Origin of the sequence: Flavobacterium sp. xlx-214 (assembly GCF_013874595.1) — a bacterium.
Lineage (GTDB): Bacteria > Bacteroidota > Bacteroidia > Flavobacteriales > Flavobacteriaceae > Flavobacterium.
In genome coordinates this window covers 922,815-946,153 of sequence record NZ_CP059431.1, presented here as the reverse complement: position 1 = coordinate 946,153, position 23,339 = coordinate 922,815, and the positions used below count along the sequence as shown (strand labels likewise).

Annotated in this window: 21 protein-coding genes and 1 tRNA gene; 12 read left to right on the top strand and 10 right to left on the bottom strand. The window is 32.1% G+C overall.

Translation table 11 applies throughout. From position 1 onward, the window contains the following. Positions 1-65: 65 nt before the first annotated feature. The 5 genes from rnr (at position 66) to H1R17_RS04395 (ending at position 4,595) form a co-directional block, all read left to right on the top strand. Positions 66-2,246, top strand: a complete 2,181-nt coding sequence (gene rnr / locus H1R17_RS04415) for a ribonuclease R (protein ID WP_163431535.1) — start codon at positions 66-68, stop codon at positions 2,244-2,246. Then, the gene (locus H1R17_RS04410; protein WP_163431534.1) at positions 2,246-2,929 is read left to right on the top strand and encodes a head GIN domain-containing protein; all 684 of its coding nucleotides are present in this window, start codon (positions 2,246-2,248) and stop codon (positions 2,927-2,929) included. Before rnr ends, H1R17_RS04410 begins: the two co-directional genes overlap by 1 nt. Before the next feature lie 108 nt (positions 2,930-3,037). Next, complete coding sequence (locus H1R17_RS04405) at positions 3,038-3,682, top strand: LysE family translocator (protein WP_240453334.1); 645 nt, start codon at positions 3,038-3,040, stop codon at positions 3,680-3,682. A 68-nt stretch (positions 3,683-3,750) separates the two neighbouring features. Beyond that, positions 3,751-4,140: a hypothetical protein gene (locus H1R17_RS04400; RefSeq protein ID WP_163431532.1), complete on the top strand. Its 390-nt coding sequence runs from the start codon at positions 3,751-3,753 to the stop codon at positions 4,138-4,140. Positions 4,141-4,199: 59 nt separating this feature from the next. Continuing rightward, positions 4,200-4,595, top strand: coding sequence for a hypothetical protein (locus H1R17_RS04395; protein ID WP_163431531.1), 396 nt, complete (start codon positions 4,200-4,202; stop codon positions 4,593-4,595). A 10-nt stretch (positions 4,596-4,605) separates the two neighbouring features. On the opposite strand, the gene H1R17_RS04390 is transcribed toward H1R17_RS04395, so the two are convergent. The 4 genes from H1R17_RS04390 to folB form a co-directional block, all read right to left on the bottom strand. Next, the gene (locus tag H1R17_RS04390) at positions 4,606-6,075 is read right to left on the bottom strand and encodes an amino acid permease (RefSeq protein WP_163431530.1); all 1,470 of its coding nucleotides are present in this window, start codon (positions 6,073-6,075) and stop codon (positions 4,606-4,608) included. A 110-nt stretch (positions 6,076-6,185) separates the two neighbouring features. After that, entirely contained in the window at positions 6,186-6,740 is a 555-nt protein-coding gene (locus H1R17_RS04385) for a hypothetical protein (RefSeq protein ID WP_163431529.1), read from the bottom strand. Positions 6,741-6,823: 83 nt separating this feature from the next. Beyond that, positions 6,824-6,894, bottom strand: a tRNA-Cys gene (locus H1R17_RS04380). Between the two features lie 60 nt (positions 6,895-6,954). Then, complete coding sequence (gene folB / locus H1R17_RS04375; RefSeq protein WP_163431528.1) at positions 6,955-7,314, bottom strand: dihydroneopterin aldolase; 360 nt, start codon at positions 7,312-7,314, stop codon at positions 6,955-6,957. Positions 7,315-7,416: 102 nt separating this feature from the next. On the opposite strand from folB, the gene H1R17_RS04370 reads away from it, so the two are divergent. Continuing rightward, the gene (locus tag H1R17_RS04370; protein ID WP_163431527.1) at positions 7,417-9,102 is read left to right on the top strand and encodes a glutamine--tRNA ligase/YqeY domain fusion protein; all 1,686 of its coding nucleotides are present in this window, start codon (positions 7,417-7,419) and stop codon (positions 9,100-9,102) included. Between the two features lie 103 nt (positions 9,103-9,205). Here the strand turns inward: H1R17_RS04370 and H1R17_RS04365 are convergent, their stop codons facing one another. From H1R17_RS04365 to ybeY, 5 genes are all read right to left on the bottom strand, one after another. Next, positions 9,206-11,455 carry a helix-turn-helix domain-containing protein gene (locus H1R17_RS04365; protein WP_163431526.1) on the bottom strand — a complete coding sequence of 750 codons (2,250 nt, stop codon included), beginning with the start codon at positions 11,453-11,455 and terminating at the stop codon, positions 9,206-9,208. Between the two features lie 43 nt (positions 11,456-11,498). Then, entirely contained in the window at positions 11,499-12,128 is a 630-nt protein-coding gene (locus H1R17_RS04360) for an OmpH family outer membrane protein (RefSeq protein ID WP_163431525.1), read from the bottom strand. Between the two features lie 214 nt (positions 12,129-12,342). Further along, positions 12,343-13,233 (bottom strand): class I SAM-dependent methyltransferase, encoded by an 891-nt coding sequence (locus H1R17_RS04355; protein WP_370520225.1) that lies wholly within the window; start codon positions 13,231-13,233, stop codon positions 12,343-12,345. A gap of 3 nt (positions 13,234-13,236) precedes the next feature. Continuing rightward, positions 13,237-15,114, bottom strand: a complete 1,878-nt coding sequence (gene mnmG / locus H1R17_RS04350; protein WP_163431524.1) for a tRNA uridine-5-carboxymethylaminomethyl(34) synthesis enzyme MnmG — start codon at positions 15,112-15,114, stop codon at positions 13,237-13,239. Between the two features lie 40 nt (positions 15,115-15,154). Beyond that, positions 15,155-15,574, bottom strand: coding sequence for an rRNA maturation RNase YbeY (ybeY, locus tag H1R17_RS04345; protein WP_163431523.1), 420 nt, complete (start codon positions 15,572-15,574; stop codon positions 15,155-15,157). A gap of 851 nt (positions 15,575-16,425) precedes the next feature. On the opposite strand from ybeY, the gene H1R17_RS04340 reads away from it, so the two are divergent. Next, on the top strand, positions 16,426-17,025 hold the full coding sequence (locus tag H1R17_RS04340; protein WP_163431522.1) for a hypothetical protein: 600 nt from the start codon (positions 16,426-16,428) through the stop codon (positions 17,023-17,025). Positions 17,026-17,038: 13 nt separating this feature from the next. Here the strand turns inward: H1R17_RS04340 and H1R17_RS04335 are convergent, their stop codons facing one another. Beyond that, the gene (locus tag H1R17_RS04335) at positions 17,039-18,283 is read right to left on the bottom strand and encodes an NAD(P)/FAD-dependent oxidoreductase (protein WP_163431521.1); all 1,245 of its coding nucleotides are present in this window, start codon (positions 18,281-18,283) and stop codon (positions 17,039-17,041) included. Positions 18,284-18,383: 100 nt separating this feature from the next. On the opposite strand from H1R17_RS04335, the gene hutH reads away from it, so the two are divergent. The 5 genes from hutH to H1R17_RS04310 all read left to right on the top strand — a co-directional run bounded on the left by hutH (position 18,384) and on the right by H1R17_RS04310 (position 23,325). Beyond that, positions 18,384-19,901 (top strand): histidine ammonia-lyase, encoded by a 1,518-nt coding sequence (hutH, locus tag H1R17_RS04330; RefSeq protein WP_163431520.1) that lies wholly within the window; start codon positions 18,384-18,386, stop codon positions 19,899-19,901. 2 nt (positions 19,902-19,903) lie between these two features. Next, complete coding sequence (fabG, locus tag H1R17_RS04325) at positions 19,904-20,641, top strand: 3-oxoacyl-ACP reductase FabG (RefSeq protein WP_163431519.1); 738 nt, start codon at positions 19,904-19,906, stop codon at positions 20,639-20,641. A 318-nt stretch (positions 20,642-20,959) separates the two neighbouring features. Continuing rightward, positions 20,960-22,183, top strand: a complete 1,224-nt coding sequence (locus H1R17_RS04320) for a beta-ketoacyl synthase (protein ID WP_163431518.1) — start codon at positions 20,960-20,962, stop codon at positions 22,181-22,183. 6 nt (positions 22,184-22,189) lie between these two features. Beyond that, positions 22,190-22,444, top strand: coding sequence for an acyl carrier protein (locus H1R17_RS04315; RefSeq protein WP_163431517.1), 255 nt, complete (start codon positions 22,190-22,192; stop codon positions 22,442-22,444). 2 nt (positions 22,445-22,446) lie between these two features. Beyond that, the gene (locus tag H1R17_RS04310; RefSeq protein WP_163431516.1) at positions 22,447-23,325 is read left to right on the top strand and encodes a lipid A biosynthesis acyltransferase; all 879 of its coding nucleotides are present in this window, start codon (positions 22,447-22,449) and stop codon (positions 23,323-23,325) included. Positions 23,326-23,339 lie beyond the last annotated feature (14 nt).

Sequence of the window (23,339 nt, the reverse complement as noted above, 5' to 3'; positions counted from 1 at the left end):
ATTTAAACTTACATAATTTTGTACCTTTAAATGGCAATAAAGCATTTTGCTTAATTGAAAAATATATGACAAAGAAAATAAGAAAATTCAATAAAAAACCTGGGAAAGATTTTTCGGGTAAAATTTTAAAACTTTTATCACAAAACAGCTCTAAAACATTTAACTACAAACAAATAGCAGCTGTTTTTGAAGTTACCGACACTAAAAGCAGAAACGAAATTATTAAAGAGCTTGCCTATCTTTTATCAAAACAAAAAATTGAAGAAGTAGAGCGTGGCAAGTTTCGTATTGTAGAAAACTCGAGCTATTTTGAAGGTGTTATTGATATGACATCTCGCAAAACAGCTTATTTTGTATCATCCGATGTAGAAGAAGATGCCTTTATTCCTGCCAACAATTTAAACAAAGCATTGCACGGCGATAAAGTGAAAGCTTACATTTACAATAAACGCAAAGGCAAAAAGCCCGAAGCTGAAGTTATTGAAATCATTGAACGTAAAAAAGATGAGTTTGTTGGTGTTATTCAAATGAGTGGCACGTTTGCCTTTGTGGTTTCAGCAAATCCTAAAATGTATGTGGATTTATTCATTCCTAAAGAAAAATTTGGCGAAGCAGAAAACGGCGATGTGGTTTTAGTTAAAATGACCGATTGGCCCGAAAAAGCAAACAATCCGTACGGTAAGGTCATCAAAGTTTTAGGAAAACCTGGCGAACACAATACCGAAATGCACGCTATTTTGGCTGAATATGGATTGCCTACCGAGTTTCCTATTGATGTAGAAACGTATGCTCAAAAATTAGATACTTCTATTACTTCTGAAGAAATTGCAAAGCGTCGAGATATGCGCGATGTATTAACTTTTACTATTGACCCCCGTGATGCCAAGGATTTTGATGATGCGTTATCGTTTCAAATATTAGAAAATGGAAATTATGAAATTGGTATTCACATTGCCGATGTTTCGCATTATGTACAAGAAGGCACTATTTTAGATGAAGAAGCTTACAATAGGGCAACTTCTATTTATTTGGTAGACCGCGTGGTGCCGATGTTACCTGAAGTTTTATCAAATTTTGCGTGTTCATTACGACCTAACGAAGAAAAGTATACTTTTTCGGCTGTTTTTCAACTGAATAAAAATGCAGAAATAGTTGATTCTTGGTTTGGTAGAACCGTTACTTATTCTGACAAACGTTTTGCATACGAAGAAGCGCAGGTAATTATTGAAACCAAAGGAAATAAAATTCCTGCCGAAATATCGTTAACCAACGAAGAACAAACTGTTGAAAAACCAATTGTTGATGCTATTTTAACAATGGACGATTTAGCCAAAAAATTACGCAGTAAACGTATGGCTGCTGGAGCTATTTCTTTTGATAAAGTAGAAGTGAAATTTCATTTAGATGAAAACGATGAACCTACAGGTGTATATTTCAAGGTATCTAAAGACGCCAATCATTTAATTGAAGAATTTATGTTGTTGGCAAACCGTAAGGTTTCTGAATTTATTGGCAAGCAAAAGAAAACCTTTATTTACCGTATTCACGATGAACCAGATGAAAGCAAATTATTCAACTTACAATCGGTTATTTCTAAATTTGGTTACGGCATCAATTTTAAATCAAAAAGCACCATTTCACAGTCGTTAAATAAATTATTAAGCGATGTTCAAGGCAAGAAAGAGCAAAATATGGTCGATACCTTGGCTATTCGCAGTATGAGCAAAGCAGCGTATTCTACAGAAAATATTGGTCATTACGGTTTAGCTTTTGATTATTACTCGCATTTTACATCGCCTATTCGTAGATATCCTGATGTTATGGCACATCGTTTGTTGCAAAGTTACTTAGACGGAGCTAAATCGGCAGACGAAGAAGTGTACGAAGAAAAATGTGTACACTGCTCGCAAATGGAAAATTTAGCAGCCAATGCAGAACGCGACAGTATTAAATACATGCAGGTGAAATTTATGCAAGATCATAAAGACGAAGAGTTTTTAGGTGTAATTTCTGGTGTTACTGAATGGGGTATTTATGTGGAAATTGTAGAGAATAAGTGTGAAGGTATGGTGCGTATTCGTGAAATTAAAGACGATTATTATACTTTTGATCCCGATCAGTTTGCGTTGGTTGGTGAGGTTACCAAAAACATATTGCAATTAGGTGACGAAGTAGTGGTTAAAGTTAAAAATGCCGATTTAGTTAAGAAACAATTAGATTTTACATTGATTAAAAAAGCAGAATAATGAAGAAGATTTTAGTATTAAGCGGAATTTTTATGGGCTTTCAGTTTACAGCGCAAGCGCAAATTGAAAAAAACATTGGCGATTTTACATCCTTAAAAACAACCAACAGAATTAAGGTGGAATTAATTCCATCAACTACAAACAAAGTTGTTTTAAAAGACAGTGATGAAAAATCGGTCAATATTACCAATAAAAATGGTCGTTTAATTTTAAAAAATACTGTAAAAGAATTGGTTACCGAAGGCGAATATTCTGTAACCGTTCAAGTATATTTTACCAACTTAAATGAAATTGATGCGCAAGGTGGTTCGTACATTTTCAGCACTCAAACCATTTCTCAAGATAAATTAAAGATGAGCGCTAATCTAGGCAGTACAATTGACATCAATCTGAATACCAAAACAGTAGAAGGCTCCGTTAATACAGGTGGTAAACTAAAACTTAAAGGTACCAATGAAGAATCTGTTAAACTATTAGCATCAACAGGTTCACATATTCAGGCAAATGAGTTAACAACTAACAAAAATAAGGTTACCGTAAACTCTGGAAGTACGGCTACCGTAACAGCCACAACGTATTTAGAAGCGCAAGTAATTGCTGGCGGTACCATTAAAATTTACGGAAATCCTAAAGAAATAAAAGAAAAAACATCAATTGGTGGTACCATTGAGCGTATTCAATAAAAAATTGTAACTTTGTTTCACTAATTAAATGCCAGTTCAACAATTGGCATTTTTTTGCGCATGGATTTATTCTTCACAGCAATATCACTCGGTTTTTTACTCAGTTTCATGATTGGGCCTGTGTTCTTTATTTTAATTGAAACAAGTTTAACCAAAGGTTTTAAAGCTGCCTTAACATTTGACGCAGGCGTTATTATTGCTGATATATGTTTTATATTGATTGCTTATTTTAGTAGTTTTCAGCTAATTAGCAAAATAAAAGATGAACCAGCTTTGTTTTTATTTGGCGGAATGATTATGTTGATGTACGGTATCATTTCGTTTGTGCGTTTACAAAAGCTAAAAAAGACCGAAATTCACGTTGAAAATACATCCTACAAAAACAATTATTACTCTTTGTTTGCAAAAGGTTTTCTCTTAAACTTTATAAACGTTGGCGTTTTAGGATTTTGGTTGATGATCATCATCACAATTGGTCCTCAATTAAAAATGGATCATGGTAAAATGATCGAATTTTTTGCCTTTGTTATATTGGCTTATTTAACCACCGATATTTTTAAAATACTATTAGCCAAACAATTACAAAGCAAATTAACACCAAAAAACATATTAAAAGTAAAAAAAATAAGCAGTATTTTACTTATTATTTTTGGAGCTGTAATTATGTCTAAATCGTTTATAAAAGACGAACCTACTTTTATTAAAAATCGCATCAACCTAGCTACAAAAGATACGATTTCTTCTACAAAATAATTTTTTATTTTTAATTACAACCTTTTTGTTTGTTTTTACGTCTATATTATAAATAAACTTAATTAATTATGAAAAAGATTTTTATACAATTATTATGCATTGCCCCTTTATGTTTAGGCGCTATTTCTTGTGATTCTAATGACGATAATCATGTACATGTAAATCCGTATGATGCTTATAAAGGAACTTGGACAGGAACTTACACGGGTGATGGTGATGGCACATGGACAGCTACATTTGATAGTGCTGGTAAGGCTGAAGGAACATTAGTATCAGGAAATAATACTTTTAACTTAAAAGGTGAAGTTTCTGAAAACGGAACAATTAATGCAGAATACACTAGTGGAACTACTGTTGTAGGAACCATGTCTGGTACATTAACTGATAAAACAGGATCGGGAACTTGGGACAATAAAATTCAAAACTTAAAAGGAACCTGGACAGGTACTAAAAACTAAAAAATTTATTTTTTCTCAAGGCTTATTATCTATATTTGTTACTTAATAAATTCTAAATTATGAAAAAACACTTTTTGACAATCTGTATTTTAAGCGCACTAACGTTTGGCTTTGTTTCTTGTGATTCTAAAGATGATGATACTAAACAAGAAAATACAATTAATAATTTTGTAGGTAATTGGTCTGGAACGTTTTCAGGTGAAGATGCAGGAACATGGAGCATGAAAGTACAGGAAACCGGAAAAGTAACAGGGACTTTAAAATACTCTAGCGATAATGTGGAACTTGATTTGCAAGGACGTGTTTCTGAAAATGGAACCGTAACAGCTACAACTCATTATGGCACTATGGATATTGGTATTTTCAATGGTACTATGAAAGCTAATACAGCTTCTGGAATATGGACAGATACCGATGCTGACACAGAAGGAACTTGGAAAGGAACTAAAAACTAAAAAATCAGCTTTAAAGCTGATTTTTTAGTTTACTATGTTTTTTACTATATAAAAAATAAATAATTAAGCCTAAACCTAGCCATATAGCCAAACGTTCCCAACTTTCAAAAGGCAAAGATGCCATCATTAACAAACAAACAACAATACCCAAAATTGGTACCAATGGTACTAAAGGTGTTTTAAACGGACGCTCAATAGCTGGATTTGTTTTACGCAATACCAAAATTCCTACGCATACCAAGGTAAAAGCAAACAAAGTACCAATGCTTACCATGTGGCCTAAATCAGATACAGGTACAAAACCTGCAAAAAGACTCACAAAAATCATAAAAACAACATTGGTTTTCCAAGGCGTTTGTCTTTTTGATAAATCAGAAAACATTTTAGGCAACAACCCGTCTTTACTCATAGAATAAAACACCCTGCTTTGCCCCAAAAGCATCACTAAAATAACCGAAGTATAACCTGCAATAATAGTTACAATTAAAGCGATATTTAAAAATTGATATCCTGTTTTTGCAAAAGCGGTGGCTACTGGTTTTGCATCGCCCTTAAACATTAAATAGTTTTCTAAGCCTGTTAAAACGTATGCAAATAAAACGTATAATACAGTACAAATAAGTAAGGATCCAATAATTCCAAAAGGCATTCCTTTTTTAGGATTTTTAGCTTCTTGTGCAGCTGTACTCACCGCATCAAATCCAATAAAAGCAAAGAAAACAACTCCAGCAGCGCGCAAAACACCACTAAAACCATACTGCCCAAAATAATCACTGCTTAAGAATTGAGAAAAAGAAAGCTGTCCTGTTTTCACCATTTCTTCACCTACATTTGTTGGTATAAAAGGCTCGTGATTTGATGGATTGATAAACTGCCATCCCAACGCAATAAAGATAACAACAACGCCAACTTTTAAAATAACCAATAAATTATTTAGTTTAGCCGATTCTTGCGTACCGCGTATTAACAATAATGATAATAAGCAAACAATTACAATAGCAGGTACATTGATCATTCCGCCTTCAAAAGGACCTTTTAAAAGAGCAGTTGGAATTTCTAAACCAAAAATCTTGAGCAATTCATTAAAATATTGCGACCAACTAACTGCAACAGTTGCACTAGCCAATGCATATTCTAACACCAAATCCCAACCAATAATCCAAGCAACAAATTCGCCTAAAGTAGCATATGAATAGGTGTAAGCGCTACCTGCAACAGGCAACATAGACGCAAACTCTGCATAACACAGTCCCGCAAAGGCACAGCCTAATGCTGCAATTGCAAAAGAAATGGTTACTGCTGGCCCCGCATTATCTGCAGCTGCAATACCTGTTAAAGAAAACAAGCCTGCGCCAATAATGGCTCCAACCCCTAAAGCTACCAAACCCCAAGAACCAAATGTCTTTTTTAAAGTACCTGTTCCTTCCTCTTTTGCTTCGGATATTAATACCTCAATTGATTTTTTTGAAAAAACACCCATACATTACGTTATTTCCTATTGTTATTTTGTTAAAATATAATTAAAAACCAAATATATAGAAAAAATCTCTTGTTTGTTTTTTTAGGATGGAATATCTAAAACCTTGCTTATTACTTTTGTACAAACCAGCCTGTTTCCTTATTGTACTTTAAAATAAATTCTTGGGTAATAAAATCTGCATTCGGATTTTTATCCTTACTTAATCCTGCAAATGGTGTAGGTGCTTTAATTAATTTTGCCTTAGCAGTTGCTTTGGTTTTACTATTCAATTCTAAAGTAACATCCGAATTTTCTTGAACTGTAAATAAATACGTTTTTACATCAGCACTGTTCTTTTTTTGATCTACTACATAATTAGATGCATTTGCTGTTAAACCAATATTCACAACCCAAACAGAATCTTTTGAAAGCCATTTTTTGTGAACATCAATTACTTGTAGGGTAATTAAATTCTGCTTTTCTAAGCTTTTTAGAATTGAAATTTCTTCTGAATCTTTTTTCATATTAAACTTTCGTTCTCCTAATCCAAAAGATGTTTTCTCAAAATAGGGATACTTTTCAATATGATTTTCAATTAAGCTTTTTGCTTGTTTAATTGATAACGATTCTGATGAACATGCTACTAAACCAGCCGCCATTAAAAGTATGAAGATGTATTTTTTCATGATTTTTTTATTAAATATAATAAATGATTTAGTGCAGAAATACTAAAAACAAAAAAACCTTCAAATTTCTTTGAAGGTTTTTGAGGCATCTAGCGGATTCGAACCGCTGTAGACGGTTTTGCAGACCGCTTCCTAGCCTCTCGGACAAGATGCCATTGCTTAACGATTGCAAATCTACTATAAAAAAATTAATTTTAAAACTGAAAAAACACTTTTATGCGCGGTATTCTTCCATTACAATCGTAACTTGCTCAACATCACCACCAATAGGCGGATTAATTTTAGAAACTTCTAACAAAATTCTAGAAACCATTGGCAATTCATTAAAAATTCTAACAATAATGCGCTTTGCTACATGCTCTAAAAGTTTAGAACGTATCGCCATTTCTTCTTTCACAATATTATTTAAGTGTACGTAATCAACAGTATCATTTAATTCATCTGTTTCAGCCGATTTTCGTAAATCAGCCTTAATTTCTAAATCAACTCTATAATCAGATCCAATCTTAGCTTCTTCAATCAAACAACCGTGATTTGTAAATACACGAATGTTTGTTAAACGAATAATTCCCATTTTCAAAAAATTTATAAAAGTAAAATTAATGCTTTTTTATAACATATCATTCCCTTTAAAAGTCAACATTTTTTGATAAATTTGTATTCTTAATTCAAGAATATGTCAACAAAAGAAAAATCATTGAATTTCATCGAACAAATCATTGAAGAAGATTTAAAAAATGGTTTGTCTCAAGATAAATTACGTTTCCGTTTTCCACCAGAACCTAATGGATATCTACACGTTGGGCACGCATCTTCTATTTGTTTAAATTTTGGTTTAGGATTGGATTACAACGCGCCGGTAAACTTGCGTTTTGATGATACCAACCCAGCAAAAGAAGAACAAGAGTTTGTTGATGCTATTAAACGCGATGTAGAATGGTTAGGCTATAAATGGGATCAGGAAGTATATGCTTCTGATTATTTTCAAGAGTTATATGATTGGGCAGTTGCTTTAATTAAAAAAGGCAAAGCCTATGTAGATAATTTATCTGCTGAGGAAATTGCCAAACAAAAAGGTACGCCAACACAAGCGGGAGTAAACTCTCCTAACCGCGACAGATCGGTTGAAGAAAACCTAGATTTATTCGAAAGAATGAAAAATGGTGAGTTTGCTGAAGGCGAATATATTTTACGTGCTAAAATTGATATGGCATCGCCAAATATGTTAATGCGCGATCCTATTATGTACCGCATCATCAATGCATCGCATCACCGTACAGGAAGCGATTGGAAAATTTATCCAATGTACGATTGGGCGCATGGTGAAAGTGATTATGTTGAACAAATATCACATTCGTTTTGTACGTTAGAATTTTTGCCTCATCGCGAATTGTACGATTGGTTTTTAGACCAAATTTATGACGAAAATAAAGTTCGCCCAAAACAACGCGAATTTGCACGCAGAAACTTATCGCATACGGTGGTTTCTAAGCGTAAATTATTACAATTGGTAAACGAAGGGCATGTTACAGGATGGGACGATCCGCGAATGAGTACTATTTCAGGAATGCGTCGTCGTGGATATACACCTACGGCTATTCGTAATTTTGCCAACACTATTGGTATTGCAAAACGTACCAATTTAATTGATGTTTCGTTATTAGAATTTTGCGTACGTGAAGATTTAAACAAAATTACTGATAGAGTAATGGCTGTTTTAGATCCTGTGAAATTAGTTATCACAAATTATCCTGAAGGACAGGAAGAATGGTTAGATGCTGAAAACAATCCGGAAGTTGAGGAATTAACTTTTAGAAAAGTGCCTTTCTCAAGAGAATTATACATTGAAAGAGACGACTTTTTAGAAGAAGCAAATAATAAATTCTTCCGGTTAACCTTAGGTAAAGAAGTACGTTTAAAAAATGCATACATTATTAAAGGCGAAAGTGTTGTAAAGGATGAAAACGGAAAAATTATAGAAATTCATGCTACTTATGACGCGGATTCACGCTCAGGTAGCGGAACCGAAGCTTCAAAACGCAAAGTAAAAGGAACCATTCATTGGGTTTCTATTCCACATGCTATTAAAGCTGAAGTACGTATTTACGACCGTTTGTTTACACACGAAAATCCTGATGGTAACAAAGAAGTTGATTTTAAAGAATACATCAACCCAAATTCTTTAGAAGTTATTACGGGTTATGTAGAACCAAGCTTAAAAACAGCTAAAGATGGAGATAAGTTCCAATTTCAACGCTTAGGCTATTTTGCTGTAGATAAAGATACAACCGCTGATAAGTTGGTTTTCAACAAAACAGTAGGCTTGCGTGATACGTGGGCAAAGGTAGAAAGCAAAGAGTAAATGATAAAAAAATCCTTTCAATTGAAAGGATTTTTTTGTTTTTTTATACTATCTCTAAACTATTAAGATCCGTAGCTTCCTAGTATTTAAGAATTTACCATTCTTAATCATTAACTTTCATTTCTAAATACGTTTTATAAATACGTAAATCGTCCCAAGTGATGGTATCCGTAGCTTCGGCTTTAATTTCGGTTAGTGTTTTGTCAGCTGCTTTTTCAAAAATTTGCGTTAATTCAATTAACTTTTTATGAGGTATCACTTCCGTAATATCAATTTGAGCCGAAGCAATTAATTTTCCAATATGTTGATAAATGGTCTGCACTGATAATTTTCTTGCATCTGCAATTTCAGTAATTGTTTTACGCTTTTGCCATAAATCAAAGGTTTTATCAATGGTAGATACTTTCTTTTCTTTTGGAATTTCTTTTAAATCGGTTTCCATATCGTCAACATCTAAAATTTGCGTGCGTAATTGCTCTTTTATGTTGGTAAGATGATTTAAACGATAGGTTGTAATATCTTTTGTTTCTAATAACTCTTTTGTAAAATCGTTTCCAGCTTTAAATAAAAGCATCATTTTATACGTTTTAATCAACTTTAAAATCATTTTAATATGTTGATCTTCAAAAACCCTTAATTGTTCGGTAAACAACACAAAACCTTTTTTTCGTTTAGATTGCTCAAAAACAAACAAAGTATCAAAAGCTAACTCATCGAGTTTTGGATAAAAATAAGCATATGCTTTTTCAAAACGAAGGATTAAATGTTCTACGCGAAACGTTTCATCAATAAAAACAGCATGTAACTCATTTAAAAATTTGATTCCTATATTTTTCAATTGATGCAGCAATCGTTCTTGTTTTTGAACCCACGCACGGTAAATTTTTCGCGTCGATTTTTTTTCATCCACCCAAGTTTCCATCCATTTAAAAAATGATTCGTGGGCTTCAATCCAATCAAAAGTTTCTCTAATTTGCTCCCATAAATATTCTAATTTGGCTTGCAGCAAACCATCTTCATTATTCAAATTATTATTTCTGTTTGAAAAAGAAATAATGTTTTCATCCGCCAAAATTTGTCGTATTGCAACTGGCTTAGATAAAACCAAACCATTTAAACTTCGCAAACGCGATAAAGCAACATATGCCTGACCGCTCATAAAAACATCGTTAATATCTAAAACAGCTTTATCAAAAGTTAAACCTTGCGATTTATGAACCGTAATTGCCCAGGCTAATTTTAAGGGATATTGTACAAAGGTTCCTAAAACTTCTTCTTCAATTTCTTTGGTTTGTTCGTTAACAGCATAACGCACGTTTTGCCATTCGTACTTTTCAACAGTGATTTTTACATTGTCTTCTGGAATTAATACTTCAATTTCGTGAGCAGATACATAAAAAACAAAACCTATTTTTCCGTTGTAATATCTTTTTTCGTGACTAAGATCGTTTTTAACAAACATTACCTGAGCACCTTTTTTTAGAACCAATTCTGGTTCTAAAGGATATAGTTTTTCAGGAAAATCGCCAATGATTTCAGGTAAAAAAACAAATTCATTTTCTTTTAAACGCTCTAATTCGCGTTCATTGATTTCATCGGCTTTACGGTTATGTGTGGTAAGTGTTATATATCCTTTATTTTTTTTTGTATCAAAATTTTCGTTGACTCTTTTTCCTAAAATTTCATAATCAGAAGTTGAAACTGTATTGGTTCTGAAATTATTTAATAGGGAAACAAATTGTTCATCGTCTTGGCGGTAAATCTTTTTTAATTCAATAGAAACAGGTAAACCCAACTGCATTACCCAAGCATTGAAAAAATACATTCCTTGATAAAAATTCTTTAAAACCTCCCACTCATTAGTTCTAACAACAGGTGGCAACTGCCATAAATCGCCAATAAACAAAACTTGTACACCACCAAAAGCAGCTGTTGATTTACGAACCGCTTGCAACATTTCATTCATAGCATCTAAAACATCGGCACGCAACATAGAAACTTCATCAATAACCAACAACTCTAAATTTTTGATTAAAGTTTGCTTGGTTTGATTCATTTTAAAATGTCGCTTAATGGTTTGCTTGGTTTCAAAATACAAACCGTTATCAGCATTTTTAAAATCGTACGTTGGAATGTATCCCGAAAAAGGCAATTGAAAGAATGAATGAATGGTAACACCACCCGCATTTAACGCAGCTATACCCGTTGGTGCAACAACAACCGTGTTTTTATAAGTAGTTTCTAAAATTTTTTTAAGCAGCGTAGTTTTACCCGTACCAGCCTTACCTGTTAAGAAAACATTTTTGTTGGTGTGTTGTATGTATTGTAAAACTAATTGCGCTTCGGTTGTCATGCTATAAAGATAAAAAAACCACCAGAATTGGTGGTTTTAATTGTTATTTTTTTGTTTCGGTTTTGGTTTCTTCTTTTTTAGTTTCTTCCTTAACATCTACTTTTTTTCCTGTTTTCTCTTCGTATTTTTTATGTAATAACTCAAGAACTTCTTTTGTTAAATCATTCTCTTCTTTACCATATAAAACCGATGCAGCATCGCCTGTACCAAAAATATAATCGTAGCCTTTTTCTTTACCATAATCTTTGATGAAATCTTTCATACGAGAAACCATAGAATCACGTTCTACAGCACTTTCTTCTTGAAATTTCTTCATATAATTTTGCTCTTTTTCAGCTAATGTTTGTTGACGACGTTCTAATTCTGCCTGACGTTTTTGTGCCCATTCCATTCCTTTAGATTGTGCTTGTTGCTGCAATTCTAAAACATCGCGTTGAAATTTCTTAGCATCACCATCTAATTCATTTTTCATACGATCAGACATTGATTTGAACTTTGATTCAAAATCTTTGAATTCTTGGTATTCTTTCATCAATTTTTCTGTATCAATATAAGCTGTTTTAAAGCCTTCAACATTTGCAGATGATTTATTAGCTTCTGTTGTTTTAGTTGTTCCTTTATCACAAGCAACCAAACTTAATGCTACAACAGCTAACATCATTATTTTTTTCATAGGAATGATTTATTTATAAAAAATTAAATTCTGTACAAAAGTATCTAAAATTATGGAAAACTGTAAACTATAATAAATTTATATCAATTTTAGAATCATTATAAAAAAACGTTATAAAAAACGACTTCAAAATATGCGATTTAAGCCACTTTTAAAAAATACTAAACAACTTATACATTTTAAGCGATAATAATAAAAAACAAATGCTTTAAAATTATTTTTTCAAAATATAAATGTGTGATGAGTACTCTTTTGAACGTTTTGCCTTAAAATTTGACTTCCATCCAATATAAAAAGCTTTTAATGGATTTTTAGAACCTGACTTATATTCTTCTGATAACATAGAAATATAAAAACTATCAAAATACATAGGTTCTATATGTATTAAATTAAATTCATGCTTTGCACCTAACTTTTTTATAGCTGTTTTACTGAAATGCCAAAGATGTCTAGGTACATCCCAAGCAGCCCAATAATTCTTATAATAGATTGCATCATACGATTTAAAATTAGGAACCGCAATAACTAAAAGTCCATCTTCTTTTAAATGATTTTTAAAGAACGTAAAGTATTCATCTAAATCTTTTACGTGTTCTAATACATGCCACAAGGTTATAACATCATATTTCTTTTCATTTAAAGAATCAATAGCTTGCGCTACACTTATTTTTTTTGATTGTGCAATTGTTCTTGCTTTTTCACTTGGCTCTACTCCTACTCCATCTAAAGATAATTTTTCAATACCATACTTTAAAAAATCACCTGTTCCGCAACCTATATCTAAAACATCAACAATAGGTTTATCATGAAACTTTTTTATCAATTTCCATTTTTGTTTAATGGTAATATCTTTTACAATTTGATATACTTTTTCAAACAAATTACGCTTACCATCGGTATGCGAAATATAGTCATCACTTTTATAATAGGTATCTAAAGTATCCCAATTGATAAAATGGGTTTCATACATTTGGTATTCATTATTATATTTCAATTCAAATTCTTCTTTTGAAATACTATAATCTTTAATATTTTGATGCTTCATAATGCGAATATATAAAACAAAAAACTCCTTTGCAAAGGAGTTTTGTTTCACGTGGAACATATTTTATCTGCCCATATGTATTAATAAAATCGAAATATCCGATGGTGCTACACCACTAATTCGAGATGCTTGCGAAATAGTAACTGGTTTAATTTTCTTTAATTTTTCTCGCGCTTCATACGACATTGATTTAATTTTATCGTAATCAAAGTTTTCTGGAATGCGAACATCTTCTAAACGATTTAGTTTATCAGCGTTATTTTTTTCCTTTTCAATATACCCAGAATACTTCACTTGAATAATAGCTTGATCAATAATTTCTTTATCTAAACATTGCTCTTCAATATAATTTTGAACCTTTTCAAAACGTAAAATATCAGTATCTTCTATTTGAGGACGTGAAAAAACTTTAAACATTTTATCAGGTTGCTTCATTAAATCACTTCCTTTTTCTTCTAAAATTGGATTTGCTTCTTTAGTTTTAACCGATGTTTCTTTAAAGAATTGAACAAATTTTTCCGATTCGTCTTTCTTATATTCCATACGTTTTAATCGATCTTCTTTTGCTAAACCAATTTCAAACGACTTAGGAGTTAATCTAAAATCAGCATTATCCTGACGTAAAAGTGTACGATATTCTGCACGAGATGTAAACATTCTATAAGGTTCTTCTGTACCTTTTGTAATTAAATCATCAATTAAAACACCAATATAAGCTTCATTTCTTTTTAAAATAAAAGGTTCCTTTTCTTGTACTTTTAACGCAGCATTTATACCTGCAATTAATCCTTGCGCAGCTGCTTCTTCGTAACCTGTAGTTCCATTAATTTGTCCAGCAAAAAATAAACCTTCAACTAACTTTGTTTCTAATGAATGTTTTAATTGTGTTGGTGGAAAATAATCATACTCTATAGCATAACCAGGTCGGAAAAACTTCACATTTTCAAAACCTTCAACAGAACGTAATGCTTTAAATTGAACATCTTCCGGTAATGATGTTGAGAAACCATTTACATATACTTCAACTGTATCCCAACCTTCTGGCTCAACAAAAATTTGATGACGTTCTTTATCTGCAAAACGATTAATTTTATCTTCGATAGAAGGACAATAGCGCGGTCCTAAACTTTTAATTCGACCATTAAACATAGGCGAACGATCAAACCCTTCACGTAAAACTTCATGTACTTCATTTGAAGTATACGTCATATAACACGAACGCTGTTTAGTTAAAGGTTTTGTTACATCAGAATAAGAAAACTTTTGAGGATTTACATCACCTGGTTGCTCATCCATTTTAGAATAATCTAACGATCGACCATCAACACGTGGAGGTGTTCCTGTTTTCATTCTACCCGATTCAAAACCAACTTTAACTAAATCTTCCGTAATACCAAACGAAGCACTTTCACCTGCTCTACCTCCTCCAAATTGTTTTTCTCCAATATGAATCAAACCATTTAAAAAAGTACCGTTTGTTAATACAACCGTTTTAGCTTTTATCTCGATTCCTAAACTTGATTTTACACCAATTACTTTATTATTTTCGATCAAAATTCCAGAAATCATTTCTTGATAAAAATCAAGATTAGGAGTTCCTTCCAACATCAATCGCCAAGTTTCAGCAAAACGCATACGATCGCTTTGACATCTTGGAGACCACATTGCAGGTCCTTTTGAAACGTTTAACATCTTAAATTGAATAGCCGAATTATCAGAAACAATTCCAGAGTATCCACCTAAAGCGTCAATCTCTCTTACAATTTGTCCTTTTGCTATTCCACCCATTGCAGGGTTACAACTCATTTGGGCAATATTCTGAAGACTCATTGTTACCAACAACGTTTTCATGCCCATATTTGCAGCGGCAGCGGCAGCTTCAGAACCAGCATGACCAGCACCTACTACAATTACATCATATTGATCTTGAAATAAACTCATTGTTCCACGTGAAACATTAAATTAAAAAATAAGAAAATAATTATTGTTCCACGTGGAACATACTCATTTTCTCTTGCTCTTTAGCACGCATTAATTCAGCGTCTGCATCTGTCTTATCTTTAAAACCACAGTAGTGTAAAACACCATGCGCCATTACACGAAGTAACTCATTTTGAAACGATACATCGAAATCTTTGGCATTATCTTTTACACGCTCAATTGAAATAAAAATATCGCCTGAAATTAAGTCGCCAATACAATAATCAAAACTTATGATATCCGTTAAAGTATCGTGATCTAGATATTGCAAATTGATGTTATGTAAATAATCATCATCACAAAAAATATAATTTATTTCTCCGGCTTCCTTATCCTCAGATTCTATAATGGCATCAATCCATTCTTCAAATTTTGATTCATTATCTAACTCAAAATCGGTCTCATAATTGAAAATTACCATACTATTATTTTAAAAATACCTACAAAGGTACGAGTTCTGTAAAAACTAATAATTAAAAAGAATATAAAATTTATAATAAATTGATTTACAGTATATTATAAAATATAAAACAAATTTAATTCAATCAAAACATATTTATAGCAAAATCAATCAAAAATTGTAAATAACAACCCGCTGAGAATTGAATATTTAAAATCAATTAATACATTGGTGCAGAATATTAAAATTACGAGCAGTTGTTAAATCAATTGAATCATTTAAAAAGAAGCGATTTAAAAGCTTTTCTATTCTAAAAGATATCTTACCTTCAAAATAAATTTTTAAAGCGATTATTTATTGAATTCTAAAAATCAATTTATCATTTAAAATCCAAACTATTTTTGAAAACAGAAGTTGTTGTTAACAACTATATATTATTAAATAATTAAATTTTTAAAATTAAAAAATCTCTTTCTTCTTTATATTGCTTGTTAATATGTAGCATAAGTTTTTGGAAAAAAGAATGTTTTTTAAGTTATAAAAAGTTGTTAACATTAACTTAATATATCAATTGCTTTTAAATCAGCTGTTTTAATTTTTAATGACTAAGAACTTTATAATATGCTAACATTTTTTACTCATAACTTTTGTTGTTAATAAGTGTTAATAAATTGGTTTTAATTGTCAATGAAGTAGTGAATGATTTTGAATAAAAAGTAAGGTTATTCACAATTTTAAATGTCCTTAATCTTTTAATCGAAATAAAAAACAATTAGTTATTTAAACTTATGCACAGTTATTAACACAGGTTATGAATAGTATTTTTTTAGTTATAAACAACTATATTTGTTAGTATATTAAAATACTAAATTATGAAAAAAATAATGTTAATGAGTTTAATACTAGCTAGTTGTATTATCCATGCTCAAAAATTAAAAAACGAAACAGGTAACTTTGCTTCTTTAAAAAATGAAACATCGGTAAATGTGAAATTTAATTACAGTCATTTAAAGTTATTAAAAGAAAATTTCACAGAAGATGAATATGTAAGCAAACGTAAATTAGAATTAAATGAAAAGGATAAAGGTAACGGAGATGCTTGGGTTTCTAAATGGAAAAGTGCTAAAAATGATATTTGGGAGCCTAAATTTTTAGAGTTGCTGGAAAAAACAACTGATAAAAAAATTAGTTTTAAAGAAGACAATAATTCTGCTAAATACACTTTAATGGTTGATGTAGTTTGGATTTATCCAGGTTGGGATGTTTATATGATGAAACAGCCTGCTAAAGTAACTACAAACATAAAATTAGTTGAAACATCTAATCCGTTCAACGTAGTGTATCAAGTAGATGCTATTGATGCGCCAGGTGATCAATTTGGAAGTAATTTTAGTAATGAATCACGTGTTGGTGAAGGTTTTGCTAAAACAGCTAAAACAATTGGTAAAAAAATAGCTAAAGAGGTTAAATAGTAAAAGGATTCCACTAGGAATCCTTTTTGCTTTCTTTTATCATATACGCCATATTTTTAATAATGTTATGATGTTTAGAAACAAACGTATTTTCTTTGTTCCACACATAACCTGCTAAAACGGCACAAATTTTACGTTTTACATCGGGATTTTCTGGTTGGTGGTAAAACAATTCTTGTAAATTACCTGTATACCATTCTTTAACATAAGTAGTAAAAACGCCAATACCGTATTGCATATATTCGGTATACTCTTTTTGCCAATCAACAGTTTCTCCATTAATTTGTTTTAAAGCTAATTTTGCAGCTAAAATACCCGATTCTGTTGCAAAACAAACACCCGAAGAAAACACAGGATCTAAAAATTCTGTACTGTTTCCTGTTAGTGCGTAACCTTCGCCATAAAATTGAGAAACGGCTACTGAATAATTTTTTAAATGGATAGGCGAAAATTCAAAAGGTAAATTCTCAAATCTATTTACATAATAATCTGATAATTTTAAAGCATTTTTAATACCTTCTTCTGTATTTCCTGTTGCCGATAATTTGTCTATATAAGAAGTTGGTCCTACAATACCAATACTTGTGTTACCATTAGAAAAAGGAATAACCCACAACCAAACTTCAGTTTCAATAATATCAAACGATATTTGGGTACCCTCTACTCCATCGGGTCTTCTAACATCTTTTACATGTGTAAAAATAGCAGAATGCGGATCTAATTTAGAAGGAGATTCTAATTGTAAAATACGTGGTAAAACTCTACCATAACCACTACAATCAATTACAAATTTGGCATGAATTTCAGAAACAATACCTTCCTTATCTTTAATGGTAGTAATAGAATTAGTACCGTTAAAAACAACATTGGTAACTTCGGTTTCAAAAGCAATGTCTACTCCTTTTCGTTGCAATTCATCTGTCATTGCTTTATCAAAATCGGCACGAGGAATTTGCCAAGTCCAATCCCAACCTTCACCAAATTTATTACTAAAATCAAAAATACATATTTCTTTACCTCTAATAAATCGGGCACCAGGCTTTTTTTCAAAGTTGTAAGTGTTTAAAGCATCAAGTAAACCAGCTTCATCAAAATGATCCATTACACGTGGTATTAAACTCTCGCCAACTACAACTCTAGGAAACTTTTGTTTTTCAACTACCTTAATTTTAGCTCCTTGTTTATGCAGATATCCTGCAGCAACACTTCCGCTTGGACCTGCACCAATAATTAAAATATCAACATTTTCTGTATTCATGTGAAATTAAATAGTTTAAAATTATATTTTTGCTTAAGCAAATGTTGATTCAAATTTAAAAGAAAATAGCACATTTAAACCATTTAAAACAACAATTTTAATGAAACTTATTAAAGATTATTTATCTCTAAACGATTTTTCAGCTGTTATTTTTAATAATGAAAAGGTGTCTTTAGATCATTTATTGGTAGAACGCGTAAATAAAAGTTTTCACTTTTTAGAGCAATTTTCTGCAAATAAAGTAATTTATGGGGTAAATACAGGTTTCGGACCCATGGCGCAATACCGCATACAGCCTCAAGATCAATTACAATTACAGTATAATTTAATTCGTAGCCATGCTTCGGGTACAGGAAATCCTTTATCGCCTATTCATGTTAAAGCAGCGGTTTTAGCTCGATTAAATACATTGGCTTTAGGAAAATCGGGCGTTAATATTTCGGTTATCGAATTAATGAAAGAGTTAATTAACAGAGATATTACACCGTTAATTTTTGCGCATGGTGGCGTTGGTGCAAGTGGCGATTTAGTACAGTTAGCACATTTAGCCTTGATTTTAATTGGTGAAGGCGAAGTTTTTTACAAAGGTGAAAGAAAAAGTACCAAAGAAGTTTTTGAAATAGAAAATTTACAACCTATTGAAGTTAAAATTCGCGAAGGTTTAGGTTTAATGAACGGAACTTCGGTAATGACAGGTATTGGTATTGTAAACGTGTTGTTGGCAGATAAGTTGGTTGATTTATCGTTACAAGCATCGTGTATGATTAATGAATTGGTACAAGCGTATGATGATCATTTATCAGAAGAATTAAACAATACCAAATTACATTACGGACAACAAATTGTTGCAAAAAAAATGCGTGATCATTTACGTAATAGTCAGTTAACGCGTAACCGTCAAGAGCATTTGTATAGTGGTAAAAATACCGAAGAAATTTTTAAAGAAAAGGTGCAAGAATACTACTCTATTCGTTGTGTTCCACAAATTTTAGGACCTATTTACGATACGGTTTTATCGGTAAAAGATATTTTAGAGAAAGAAATAAATTCAGCAAATGATAACCCAATCATTGATGTTGAAACAGAACAAGTGTACCACGGAGGAAATTTTCACGGCGATTATGTTTCGTTAGAAATGGACAAACTTAAATTAGTGGTAACCAAAGTTTCTATGTTGGCAGAACGACAGTTAAACTATTTATTGAACGCAAAAATCAATGAAATGTTACCGCCTTTTGTAAATTTAGGAAAGTTAGGTTTCAATTTTGGTATGCAAGGCGTGCAGTTTACAGCAACATCAACAACTGCCGAAAATCAAGCCTTATCAACCTCTTTATACGTGCATAGTATTCCAAACAATAACGATAATCAAGATATTGTAAGTATGGGTACTAATGCGGCGGTTATTTGCAGCAATGTTATCGAAAATACATTTGAAGTTTTAGCTATTGAATTCATCACCATTATACAAGCTATTGAATTTTTAAAATATCAAGACAAATTAAGTACATCGTCTCAAAAAATGTACAATGAATTGCGTGCAATTGTGCCTGTTTTTGCAGAAGATATGGTTATGTATCCTTATGTACAAAAGGTAAAAGAATTTTTAAAAGGATAAGTATGGATAAGAAATACGCTTTAGTTACCGGAGGATCTCGAGGCATTGGAAAAGCCATTGCTTTAAAATTGGCAAAAGATTTGCAGTACCATGTATTGATTAATTATCAATCGAATGAAGCTGCAGCTTTAGAAACCATGAAAATGATTGAAGCTGAAGGAGGTTCTGCCGAAATTATTCCTTTTAATGTCGCAAGTTTTGAAGAAACACAAACAGCTTTAAATAATTGGAAACAAGCCAATGAAGGCGCAGTTATGGAAGTAATTGTGAATAATGCGGGTATTACACGCGATGGTTTGTTTATGTGGATGCAACCCAACGATTGGAAAAGCGTAATTGATACCAGTTTAAACGGATTTTACAACGTAACAAACTTTTTTATTCAAGAAATGTTGCGTAACAAATACGGGCGTATCATTAATATGGTTTCGGTTTCGGGTGTAAAAGGTACGCCTGGTCAAACCAATTATTCAGCAGCAAAAGGTGCTATTGTAGCGGCTACAAAAGCGTTGGCACAAGAAGTTGCAAAGCGCAAAATTACAGTAAATGCGGTTGCTCCAGGTTTTATTAAAACCGATATGACTGCCGATTTAGATGAAAAAGAATTAGTAAAAATGATTCCTGCAAACCGTTTTGGAGAGGCAGATGAAGTAGCAGATTTAGTTACGTTCTTGGCTTCAAAAAAATCGGGATACATCACAGGAGAAATTATAAATATTAACGGAGGAATTTATTCATAATTCATTTTTAATTGTAAGAATGAAGCATATTTTCTCTTTAAAAAACATCATAATAGGTTTTGGAATAATAATTATCGACCTATTTGTATATATTTTTTTGGGATTGATGTTAATGGATTATGATGATTTTTATGACGAAAGTAAAGGTGCTTATTTCAGTTTAGAGAGTATGACCTTTTGGCAAAAAGTAACTTACATAAGTTTGCATTTTTGGCACGTAATAAATATTATTTTTATTGTCTTTTTAGTGTATAAATTGATAATAAAAGTAAAAAAGATTAAATCTGAACGTAAAATTGTACAAGATTCTAAAAGAATATGAATAACAGAGTGGTGATAACCGGTATGGGAATTTATTCGTGTATTGGTACCAATTTAGAAGAAGTAAAACAATCGTTATACCAAGGAAAATCGGGTATTGTGTTCGATGAAGAACGCAAAGAATACGGTTTTCAGTCGGCATTAACAGGTAAAGTTCCAACGCCCGATTTAAAACCTTATTTAAATCGCAGACAACGTATTACCATTGGTGAAGAAACCGAATATGCGTATGTAGCTACTATGGAAGCTTTGCAAAACGCTGGTATTGAACTAGACGATTTTAACAAACGCGAAATTGGTTTAATTTACGGAAACGATAGTGTTTCTAAAGCCATTATTGAAGCTACTGATATTGTTCGCGAAAAAAAAGATACCGCTTTAATTGGTTCGGGTGCTATTTTTAAGTCGATGAATTCTACAGTAACTATGAATTTATCTACCATTTTTAATATTACTGGTATCAATATGACCATTAGTGCAGCTTGTGCCAGCGGATCACACGCTATTGGTTTAGGTTATATGATGATTAAAAACGGCTTGCAAGACATTGTTATTTGTGGTGGTGCGCAAGAAATAAACAAATACGGAATGGCAAGTTTTGATGGTTTAGGTGTTTTTTCACCTCGCGAAAACGATCCTATAAAAGCTTGTCGCCCATTTGATGCGCAACGCGATGGTTTAGTGCCAAGTGGCGGTGGTGCTACCGTTATTCTAGAAAGTTTAGAAAGCGCCTTAGCGCGTGGTGCAAACATCATTGCAGAAGTGGTTGGTTATGGTTTTTCATCAAACGGCGGACATATTTCTACGCCAAATGTTGACGGTCCTGCATCGGCTATGCGCAAAGCTTTGCAACAAGCGGGTTTAAATGCAGCAGATATTCAATACATCAACGCACATGCAACTTCAACACCTGTGGGCGATGCCAATGAAGCACAAGCTATTGATGAAGTTTTTGGGGCTACAAAGCCTTACGTTTCTTCTACAAAATCAATGACCGGGCATGAATGTTGGATGGCGGGTGCAAGTGAAATTATTTATTCAACTATTATGATGAATGAAGGATTTATTGCGCCAAATATCAATTTTGAAACACCTGATGAACATTCAAGCAAGCTGAATATTGCTACAAAAACAATAAATAAAGATTTTGATGTATATTTGTCGAATTCTTTCGGATTTGGTGGAACCAATTCGGCTGTAATTGTTAAAAAGTATAAATAGGGCAAAATGGAAATGAACGAAATCATCGAAAAAGTGAACGAAATTCTTGTTGAAGAATTTGAAGTTGACCAAGATGTTATTGAAGCAGATAAAAATTTAAAGCAAACATTAGATTTAGATAGTTTGGATTATGTTGATTTGGTGGTGATTATCGAATCAAATTTTGGAGTAAAATTAGTAGAAGCCGATTTTGTTGGTATGGTTACTTTTCAAGATTTTTACAATATCATCGATACTAAAATCAGTGCTAAAAACGCTTAAAAATGAACCAATGGAGTGGTAAATCTAAAGGAACCATTTTAGGATATAAAATATTTGTTTACTGTATAAAAAAGCTAGGAATACGCGCAGCATATAGTGTTTTGGTATTCGTAGCTTTTTACTATTTTGTAGCCTACCCTACTTCGTTTAAGGCTATGTTTTATTACTTTCATAAACGTTTGCAGTTTTCGTACTTAAAATCGGTTTTTGCAGTTTATAAAAGTTATTTTGTTTTTGGTCAAGTTTTAATTGATAAAGTTGCTATTTCTGCTGGATTACGCTCTAAATTTACTTTTGATTTTGATGGAGTTGATATTTTAAAACAATTATTATCCGAAGAAAAAGGTGGTATTTTAATAAGTGCACACATCGGAAATTTTGAAATTGCAGAGAAATTTTTCGCAGAAATAGATTTAAAATCGCAAATTCATATTGTAACAGTAGATCAAGAACATTCGGTCATTAAGGATTATTTAGAAAGCATTACTGATGATAAACCCAACGTGCAATTCATTTATGTACAGGAAGATATGTCGCATATTTTTGAAATAAACAATGCCTTGGCTAAAAATCATTTGATTTGCTTTACTGGCGATCGTTATTTTGGAAATGCAAAAACAATGCAAGCCCATTTATTAGGTGCCGAAGCCCTTTTTCCGGCAGGTACTTTTATGTTGGCATCGCGTTTAAAAGCGCCCGTTGCTTTTGTTTACGTTATGAAAGAACCTAATTTGCATTACCATTTATACACGCGCCGTGCACCCGATTTTAAACACCGCGATACGCAAGCTGTTTTAGATGCTTACACGCAAAGTGTTACGCAAATGGTAAAAAAATACCCATATCAATGGTTTAATTATTTCGATTTTTGGAAGAATTAAATGATCAGTTTAAA